At 60.5% G+C, this 8,930-nt stretch carries 9 protein-coding genes; all 9 read right to left on the bottom strand.

Features of this window, described 5'->3' with window-relative positions; translation table 11 throughout:
- Window positions 1-66 precede the first annotated feature (66 nt).
- The 9 genes from RAC97_RS22415 to tssC all read right to left on the bottom strand — a co-directional run bounded on the left by RAC97_RS22415 (window position 67) and on the right by tssC (window position 8,922).
- Window positions 67-582, bottom strand: coding sequence for an Hcp family type VI secretion system effector (locus RAC97_RS22415; protein ID WP_375101841.1), 516 nt, complete (start codon window positions 580-582; stop codon window positions 67-69).
- A 134-nt stretch (window positions 583-716) separates the two neighbouring features.
- A complete protein-coding gene (icmH, locus tag RAC97_RS22410; RefSeq protein WP_375101840.1) occupies window positions 717-1,496 on the bottom strand; it encodes a type IVB secretion system protein IcmH/DotU in 780 nt (259 codons plus the stop codon).
- A 50-nt stretch (window positions 1,497-1,546) separates the two neighbouring features.
- Window positions 1,547-2,890: a type VI secretion system baseplate subunit TssK gene (tssK, locus tag RAC97_RS22405; protein WP_375101839.1), complete on the bottom strand. Its 1,344-nt coding sequence runs from the start codon at window positions 2,888-2,890 to the stop codon at window positions 1,547-1,549.
- 54 nt (window positions 2,891-2,944) lie between these two features.
- Entirely contained in the window at window positions 2,945-3,742 is a 798-nt protein-coding gene (gene tssJ / locus RAC97_RS22400) for a type VI secretion system lipoprotein TssJ (RefSeq protein WP_375101838.1), read from the bottom strand.
- On the bottom strand, window positions 3,739-4,266 hold the full coding sequence (locus tag RAC97_RS22395) for an FHA domain-containing protein (RefSeq protein WP_375101837.1): 528 nt from the start codon (window positions 4,264-4,266) through the stop codon (window positions 3,739-3,741). The genes tssJ and RAC97_RS22395 overlap by 4 nt, the downstream gene beginning before the upstream one ends.
- Window positions 4,263-5,294, bottom strand: a complete 1,032-nt coding sequence (tssG, locus tag RAC97_RS22390; RefSeq protein ID WP_375101836.1) for a type VI secretion system baseplate subunit TssG — start codon at window positions 5,292-5,294, stop codon at window positions 4,263-4,265. Before tssG ends, RAC97_RS22395 begins: the two co-directional genes overlap by 4 nt.
- Window positions 5,258-7,024 carry a type VI secretion system baseplate subunit TssF gene (gene tssF, locus RAC97_RS22385; protein ID WP_375101835.1) on the bottom strand — a complete coding sequence of 589 codons (1,767 nt, stop codon included), beginning with the start codon at window positions 7,022-7,024 and terminating at the stop codon, window positions 5,258-5,260. Before tssF ends, tssG begins: the two co-directional genes overlap by 37 nt.
- Window positions 7,025-7,027: 3 nt before the next feature.
- The gene (gene tssE, locus RAC97_RS22380; RefSeq protein ID WP_375101834.1) at window positions 7,028-7,438 is read right to left on the bottom strand and encodes a type VI secretion system baseplate subunit TssE; all 411 of its coding nucleotides are present in this window, start codon (window positions 7,436-7,438) and stop codon (window positions 7,028-7,030) included.
- Complete coding sequence (gene tssC, locus RAC97_RS22375) at window positions 7,435-8,922, bottom strand: type VI secretion system contractile sheath large subunit (protein ID WP_375101833.1); 1,488 nt, start codon at window positions 8,920-8,922, stop codon at window positions 7,435-7,437. The genes tssE and tssC overlap by 4 nt, the downstream gene beginning before the upstream one ends.
- Window positions 8,923-8,930 lie beyond the last annotated feature (8 nt).

Raw genomic sequence — 8,930 nt, 5'->3', positions numbered from 1 at the left:
TTGTCAGCCGTCAGATGACGTTGAAAAGCCCAGGCAGGGCGAGCCAGCCCGGGCACTCCAGCTAGGTCACACGATCGGTTTGCGCCAGTCGTCTGAACCCTCGGTACCTGCGGCAATGTGGGTCCAGGAGATCTTGCGATAGGCCATCGACACTTGGATCAGTTGGGTGAAATCGGCGTTTTCCTTGTTTTGCGCATGAGGCAGGACGGTATTGATGTCCACGATGGTGGCGTCCTCCAGCTTGGTGGTGAAGAAATGCTCCTGCTTGCCTTCCGTTGACGTGCGATACCAATTCACTTCAACGGTGGGCAGCATCTCGCCGCTGGCCAGTGCCTGGTACATCAGGGGTGTAGCCTTGTTCAGCGAGCTGGTGAAGGTGAAAGGCTTGTGAATGCGCTGCCCTGATGGCTGACCGCTTTGTGGGTCGGTCGGCACTGTCACCTGGTGTTTGATTTCCTGTACCAGGATCTCGTCTTCGTGACCCTCGACAAACACATTGCCGACGGAGTCGGGAGTAAAGGCACCAGCGGTGATGTTGCCCTGGGTCTGGCCTTCGATCTTGATGTAAGCGGGTGTCGGCATGGCAGATTCTCCTGCGTCCATGTGGATAAAACACGCACACCCCGAGGCGGCGCGGCCATCGCAAGCGATGGGCTTGTCAACGAGGCACAAGCCTCGCTAATTCGTTGTGTCCAGTCGTTGGGCTCGCTTGCCGGCTATTGCAGCACCCCGTTGAGCGAGTGCAGCACCTCGGCCGTCATCCGATGCAGGCGATAGCTGTACACGCCGTAGGCTGCTGTCATGAGTGCCACGCCAATCGCCAGTGGGCTCCACCAGGGCCATTGACGGTTCATCCGGTAGTTGCTGGGGGCTACATCGCCAAGCGGTTCGCACAGGCGTTCCGGCAGTGGGCCGCGTAGTTCGCGAATCACCTGGTACAACTTGCCGGTGAGTGCCTGCAGTGCCTCGTCCCCCTTGGGCGCGATGCCGTACTTGCCCTTGAGACCAAGGCATAGGCACAGGTACATGAACTCCAGTACGTCCTTGTAGCGTTGCGGCTCTTGCAGCATCCGCGAGAGCACCGTGAAGAACTTCTCTCCACCCCAGGTCTCGTGATGGAAGATGCTCAGCAGAGGCTCCTGGCTCCAGCACGAGTTCCTGCCCCAAGGGCGGTGCATCACGGCTTCATCCAGGTACAGGCAAAGCGCGTAGGAGTAGGCCAGCAGGTGCGCCGGCTCATAGGCGTGCTGGCGCACTTCCTCGAGGATGGTGGTGATCTGGTTGCGTACCTGTGCGTGCACGTTGGCGATATGGGGCAACTGATCCAGTGTGCGTAGGCGCATTACCAGGCCGAACAGCGGCATCGCTGCGTCCACCATCGGGTTGCTGTAGCCGCCGCGCAGTTGGAAGTCTGGGTCGGCGGGGTAGCCGTTGGCATCGTTGCTGCCTGAGGTGCTGGAAGGGGGCTCACGGATCTCACCCTTCGTATTCAGCATGAAAAGCCCTCCGGGTAGGTTCTCCTGGCCTTCACCTGCGGCAATGTTGTTCATTTTTCGTCACTCCGTATCGCCCAGAACTGCAACTCGAGCCCTGGGAAGTCCCCCGCGATATGGAAGCCAAACCCATTGCTGCCTTTCATTGCGTCCCACGCCACGTCGCGTCGGTCCAGTTCGAAGTAGCTGAAACCTGCGTGGAAGGGCAGCTCTCTAGGGGCTACGGGCAGGGGGCGTAGCGGAATGCCCGGCAGTTGCAGCGGTACGAGGTCATCGAGGGCTGACAGGGAGGTGACCTTGGCCTTTTGCGGGAACTGCAGGCGCAGGGTTTCCGGTGGCAGGTTGGCGCGCACGGCGAGAATGAACTCCGCCTGCTCGAGCAACCGATGATCGTCCAGTGTTGCTGTCATCACGCCGTACTGCAGGTGCTCCAGTGCCAGGGCCAGGGCACGAGGCTGCAGCACGGTGCTTAGCGCGCGACGCAGCGTGTCTTCCAAAGGTTTGAAGGAGGCATGCAAGGCGTTGTGGTGATACGCCGGGTACTCCTGCGGCAGCCGGCTTTCATCGGTGAAGGTAACCAGCTCGCCGCAGGCCTGGCTCATCGCGAGATACAGTTGTTCGGGGTGTGCTTGGGGCTGGCGTGCCAGATGCTGGAAGCAAGGCCACCAGCGGTTCATGGCCTGGAGCAGGTTGAAGTCGCGGATATCGGCGACACCGGACTGGCTCGACGAGCCGATGCGCGCAGCCAGGTTGCGTGCCCGTTCGCGCAGGGTGTGGGTGATTTCGTCGAGAAAGCGCTTGAGCGCGGGCACGGCACTGACGCTCAGGCCGGTAGGGTAGAACGTTTCGTCCAGTCGAAGGCTGCCGTCAGGGCGGCGCTCCAGAATTCGGGTCAGGGCGAGGCGTGTATAGGTGCTGCTGTCCTGCGTCTGGAGCCTGAGCTGAAGGTTGGGTACTGCCAGGTCGATCTGCACAAGGTCGCCGTCGGCAGTGTGGGTGTCCTTGATTTCCTGTGCCTGGGCGACGTAGCGGAAATTGGCGGCGTTGTCGGGCCAGCTGACCTCTCGACCGCCAGCGGTACGCAAGGGCAGGCAAAGGTAGACCTCACTGTTGGTCGACACCTCGGCACCGATCTCCAGGGGGGGCGGCGGCGCCAGGTCGCCTGGAATGTCGAACACCGTGCCGTCCGGCATGATGCCGCGCGCGCGGGTGATAGCGACCTTGCCCAGGCAAAGGTATTCGTCGTTCAACTGTAATTCGCTGAAGCCGAAGAAAGCGGCGTTCAGGCTGCTCAACCGCTGGTGAAAGGCGGCATCGCTGGCGCGTGCGGCCTGCTGGAAATGTTGGGGTTTTACAAAAAGGCCCTCAGGCCAGAGCACGGGGTTACGCGAGTTCATGGGCACTCCTTGCCTGGAACGGAAGTGGGGGCGGCGAAGGGCGATGGGCGTGCATCAGCTCTCCTCCTTGAGCAGGACCTGCGTGTCGTCGAGCAGAACCGAAAGCACCACCTGGCGGCCCCGCGGATCGATGCGCAGGATCTGCTGCCAAGTGGCATCTTCCTGATTGTTGTAATCAGCGATCACGGCGATGAAGCGGGTGTCGGCGTGCAGGGGTTCGAAGGGCACGAACTTGAACTGGCCTGGGAACAACAGGTAGTCGTCGTCGCGGATATAGGTGCTGCGCAGCGCTTTTTTTGGGTCCTGGTCCAGCAGCAGGTAGGTACTGTTGCGCAGCAGGGAGTCATCGCGTAATTGCAGGATCTTGATCGCGATGGGGGTAGCTATGGGCGCTGCAGCGAGGGGGCGTGGGCCGGGTAGCTCCAGTATCACCGCCGGGTCTTGGTAGAGACCGAGCGTGCTCTCCTCCACGGACGCGTCCGCCGGGGCTTCGTAGTCGTCCTCTTGCTCCATCGCGAGGGGCTGCTCGGGGAACTGCGCTTGCAGGTACGCCAGCAGGCTGCCGACTTTTTCGGTCAAGGCACGCGGGTCGTCTGCACTCAGGCTCACGGCATAAGGGGTTGGCGCCAGAGCGCCACCGGGCTCGCGCTCCACGTCAAGGCTGTTGGGGTTGGCATTGAGTGTGGCGCTGGCGTTGAGACTGAAAGCCACTTCAGTGGGTTGGTCCTTCAAGGCACCGACGGGCACCGAAGGGTCCATGATCACCTGGCCCATCTTGCCCAGGAACGTGCAGCCTGAGGTTGCGATGATTGCCCACAGCAATGCCAGGGCCAGCGGTGTGCGGAACGTCATGGCAGTTCCCTCAAGGGAAGTCGCTGCGCGTCGAGGGCCGCCAATGGGTCATGGCCCAGGCTTTTGGCGAATGCCTCACGAATATCTGCCGGGGCAGGTGCATGGGAGATATCGAAGGGATCGGCCACGACATCTGCTATTAGTGTCTCGAGTACCCCTCGGGCGGGCGTGAACAGTGTTTCCAGCCCTCGCTCGCCAAGGCGGTCGGCGGGGTAGTGAACCTGTAGCCGATAGCCACCGATTTGCAGTTGATCGCCTTCCCTAAGCCGTACCGGAGTACTCTCCCCGAGGCTTGGCGAGCCGTGATTGAGGTAGGTCCGGTTGCAGCGATCGATGGCGCAAAAGCTGCCTTCCAGCCAACGGATTTCACAGTGGATCGGCGCAATGCGGCGGTCACGGTCCTCGAGCAGCCAATCGGCACCTTGGCTGCCAATGGTTCCACCTTTGCGGTCGAACTGGTGCCGGGGGCGCACTCCATGTTGCAGCGCGTCGAGGTTGGCAATATTCAGGGTCACGGTATTCATGCTCGCCCTCGAATACGTACGACAGGACGGCTCATACCCTGCTGGTCGTCGACAAAGCTGGTCCAGCCCAGGTGAGCGCCTTGGCTTCGATGCAGGCAAAAGGGCGACAGCGCATGCCGTTTGAGGCGCAACTCCAGGTCGTAGGCCATGCCGTCGCGAAGCAAAAAGTCGATCAGTGCCCGCAATCGGCCGAAACCGATGCTACTGGGCAGCAGGTCGCGTAGTTGCGCCTGGTCCAGGTCGCTAATCAGGAGAGTGAATTTGCTGCTGCGGGTGCGTGTGCGCTCGCCGACCATGAATGAGTGACCCAGGCAACCGTTAGCCTGGCCGAGACGGGTGGTCTGCTCGCTGACCATGGGCACCGAGCGTGTTTCGAACTCACGGATCTGCACCTGCTTCAGGTCGAAGCAGTGGGCGATGATGCCCGCGACCGTACCGGGCGCTCGACTGCGGCTGGCGATGACGCCGGCAAAGCTGAGCAGGCGGCTCCAGGGTAGCGCCGTGTCGCCTCGCAATTGCCGGTTGTTCAGGCCTATCAGTGCGAACACGTATTGTGAAAACTGGTCGTTGGCGCCTGCCTGGAAGCGGATGTAGTAGCGATACTTGCGCCAGATGCGATGCAACAGGCATAGCAAGTAGTGGTTGAAAAAGTCGAAGAACGCAGGGCGCATGCCAATGCCTTGCGCATGGTCGTAAGCCAATTGCTCCAGGTAGTAGGTCGGTAGCGGCGAGTCAGTACCGTGCAGGCCAAGAAACGTGGTGCAGACGCGGTAGCGGTCATGCCCGGCGCCTTCCGGCAGCGGCGAGAGACGCTCGGCCTTCAGCACATCCGAGGCCGGGAAGCTCAAGCGTGGATCACTGGCAAGGCGCACTCGTCGGCGCGTGGCAGCGCTTGGCCAACGTGGTTCCAGGTCGTCACCGTGTAGCGTATGCAGCCTTTCCAGCAACTGGAAGAAGTTGTGCAAGTGCGCCTCGGCAAACAGGGTGTCGGCTAGATCAGCGGCTGTCTGCCGGTCAGCAATGGCCATGTGTAGTGCTCGTTGTTGGTGGTGTTGATCACTTCCAGTCGATGGAAGGAATTGATGCTGGCGTAAAGAGCGAGGAAGTGTGCGAGCACGCAGCCGAACAGGTAGAGGTCGCCTTCGCAGAGAAAGGCGTCCTGGTCGAGTTTCAGTCGGGTGTGCAGGCCGCGAATGGGTAGCCCTTTGATCAGCCAGTCCAGTGGCTCGGTGTGTACCTCTCCGATGCCGCTCAGGCGCTTGCGTGTGGCACGGGCTTGCTGGATGTCATGCAGCGCCGCGAAGTCGTAGGCGCCGATCACCGCCTTGAGGGGGTCCGCCGACAATAGCGACAGGTAGTTGAGTGACAGGTTGGAGATCAGCGACCACTGCAATTGGCCATCGAGCACCGGTCGATAGGCGCGGGTCGGTAGGCAAATGTTGCGGTAGCTTGCCAGCGGCGGGCTGGCTTCGGTGACCACGTCGATATCACCGATGCCCAGGGCCTGCGGTAGGTCGCGATTGGTGCAGGTCAGGTCGATGGAGGCGGTCTCCAGAGCGCCGATATAGGTGCTTTCATCGGCACGCACGAAACCTATGCGGTGAATAACGCCATCGCCGCGCAGCGACGCTTCCACCCGGCAGCGGTAGTACAGGGCGGTGCGTCCCTGTATGTGCTCGATCTCATGGGCAAACGACTCGAAGGGACGGAAGGTGCGCAGTGCTTCGCCAGGGCTGCCATCAGCCGTTGTTCGTGTGCTGACGACCTGGTCGACACTGAATATTTCGTAGGCGTGCGGCTGCCGACCGCTGGGCGTCAGGGTGACTTGTTCGGTATGGCCGGACAGATCGATGGGTTCGGCACCGTGCGTGAACAGGTTGACCGCTGGGCTACAGAACAGGCTGAAGTCACTCGCCGCGACGCGCAGGGCATCGGGAAGCGGGCGGCTGAAGTGGAATTCGATCCGGACATTCCGGCTTTCATGGGCGGGCCACAATCGGCCCAGGTTGGTCAGCTCGAAGAAGTGGAAGCGCTGTGGGAATACGAAGTACTCCTGCAGAATCCGGTACCCGTCGAAGACATTCTGTGGGTAGGGCAGCAAGGCCTCGTCAGGGCTGAAACCAGGAAATGCAACGTTGCTGGCTGGCAGCCGACGAACTTCGCCGTCGATGACCACATCGATGTGCTTCAGGTACTGCGCAAGCCAGAGGTAGAGGGTGCGAGCGCAGCGATCTTCGCCGCTGAGGTGGACTGCCAGGCTTTCACAGCCCAGGGCATTCAATGGGCGTTGAACCTGCGGCACGAGGTTCATGCATACCAACGAACTGTCGAGGGTTTGGGTCGAAGTGACCTCTCCCAGGGCGAAGGGGTGCAGTTTTACTTCGGTGCAGGTGCGGTACTCGCAGACGATGCCGTCCACTGGCCTGGAGAACAGGCGCGAGCCCTTGGGCACGCTGTGCGACTGACTGAGCGACTGTTTCAGAGGGGAGAACTGAATGATCGTGGCGCTGGGCAGCGGCCGAAGGTAGTTGGGCCAGAGCATCTGCAGCATGGTATGCGTCAGTTCCGGCAGATCATCTTCGAGCTTGAGCCGCAGCTTGGCAGTCAGGAAGGCAAAACCCTCCAGCAGCCGCTCGACATCAGGGTCGCTGCTGTCTGTGCCGAGAAACTGGACAAGCTGCGGGTTGTCGTGGGTGAAATCGCGACCCAGCTCGCGCAGATAGCGAAGTTCTTCGCTGAAGCGGTCTTTCAACGACATGGTTCATCTCACTCGGGTATAGCGATTGTGGCTGTTGACCAAGAGCTCGATCTCAAGCTGCTCGATGTGGTTCTCGACGCGCATCCGGCACTCCAGGCGCAAGTGCAACTCCAGGGGCGTGTTGGCATCTGGCAAAGCCTTCAGCGCGTGAACCTCTATCCGTGGCTCGAAGCGTTGAATGGTGCGGCGAATGTCGGAACTGATGTGCTTGAGCAAGTCGCCGCTGCCAAGGTCGTGCCCGTTGAAGTCGCGCAGGCCCAGCTCAGGGCTGCTCTGCGAGCAACCCTGGCGGGTGTTGAGCAATGTCTCGAGGTGGCGCTTGATCTCCTCGATGCGTTGTCCCGGTGCGGCATGCCGAGAGCGATCACGCCGCATCGAATGGGGCATTGTCAGCCGCTCGAAAAGACTGCTCATTGGTTATCGAGGCGACCGACCAGAGAGATCTCGAAGTTCGCCCCCATGTACTTGAAGTGTGGCCGTACGGCGAGCGAGACCTGATACCAGCCCGGGTCCCCGGCCACGTCCGAGACCTCTATCTTCGCGGCCCTGAGCGGGCGACGGCTGCGCACGTCGGCCGAGGGGTTTTCCTGGTCGGCGACATACTGCTTGATCCATTTGTTGAGTTCGGACTCCAGGTCGCGGCGCTCCTTCCAACTGCCGATCTGTTCGCGCTGAAGCACTTTGATGTAGTGGGCCAGGCGGTTGACGATGAACAGATAGGGCAGCTGCGTACCCAGCTTGTAGTTGGTTTGCGCTTGCTGTCCTTCCGGGGTTCGGGGGAACGCCTTGGGCCTTTGCACCGAGTTGGCCGAAAAGAACGTGGCGTTGTCGCTGTCCTTGCGCATGGTCAGTGCGATGAAGCCTTCCTCGGCCAGCTCGAATTCCTTGCGGTCGGAAATCAATACCTCGGTTGGAATCTTGGCTTGCAACTGCCCAAGCGACTCGTACAAGTGAACCGGTAGGTCTTCAACGGCACCACCGGATTGCGGGCCGATGATGTTCGGGCACCAGCGGTAGCGTGCGAAGCTCTCATTGATGCAACTGGCCAGCAAGAACGCCGAGTTACCCCACAGATAATGCTGATGTTGGCCGTCGATGTTTTCGTCGTAGTTGAAGCTTGCGACGGGCTGTTCCTGATGGTGATAGGCGCTGCGGAGCATGAATCGTGGCCCGACCAGCGCGATGTGGCGAGCGTCCTCGCTGTCGCGGAAGGCACGCCATTTGGCATGGCGTGGGCCGGCGAAGATGTCCTTGATTTCCTTCAGGTTCGGCAGTGCTTCGAAACTACTCAGGTTAAAGAATTCGGGCGCAGGTGCGGTGATGAACGGCGCATGGGACATTGCGCCCACCGATGCCATGTAACTGAGCAGTTTGATATCGGGGGAGGAGGGACCAAAGTTGTAGTTGCCGACCATGGCTGCGACGGGCTCGCCACCAAACTGGCCATAACCTGCAGTATAAACATGTTTATATAGCCCGCTGCTGGTGACGTCGGCGGCGTTTTCGAAGTCGTCGAACAAGTCTTCCTTGCTGACGTGCAGAACTTCGAGCTTTATGTTTTCGCGAAAGTCCGTGCGATCGACCAACAGCTTCAAGCCGCGCCAGGCGGATTCCAACTGTTGGAAGTCGGGTTGATGGAGAATGACGTCCATCTGCCTGCTGAGCGCTCGATCAACTTCGGCAATCATCTGATCGACACGATGTTTGTTGATTCGTTGATCTGGGTCATTGCTTTTTAGGATCTCGGAAATGAAAGCCGCCACTCCTTTTTTGGCAACTTGATAGCCTTCCTGGGAGGGTACCAACATGGTTTCGGCCATGACCTGGTCGAGCAGTGTGTTGCCCGCGATCTGTGTCGTGGCCTGGGTATCAAGGGTCGTGGTGTTGCGAGTAGGCATTGGGGACC

The organism is Pseudomonas sp. LS_2 (assembly GCF_042709235.1).
GTDB lineage: Bacteria > Pseudomonadota > Gammaproteobacteria > Pseudomonadales > Pseudomonadaceae > Aquipseudomonas.
This window is presented reverse-complemented; position numbering and strand designations above follow the sequence as displayed.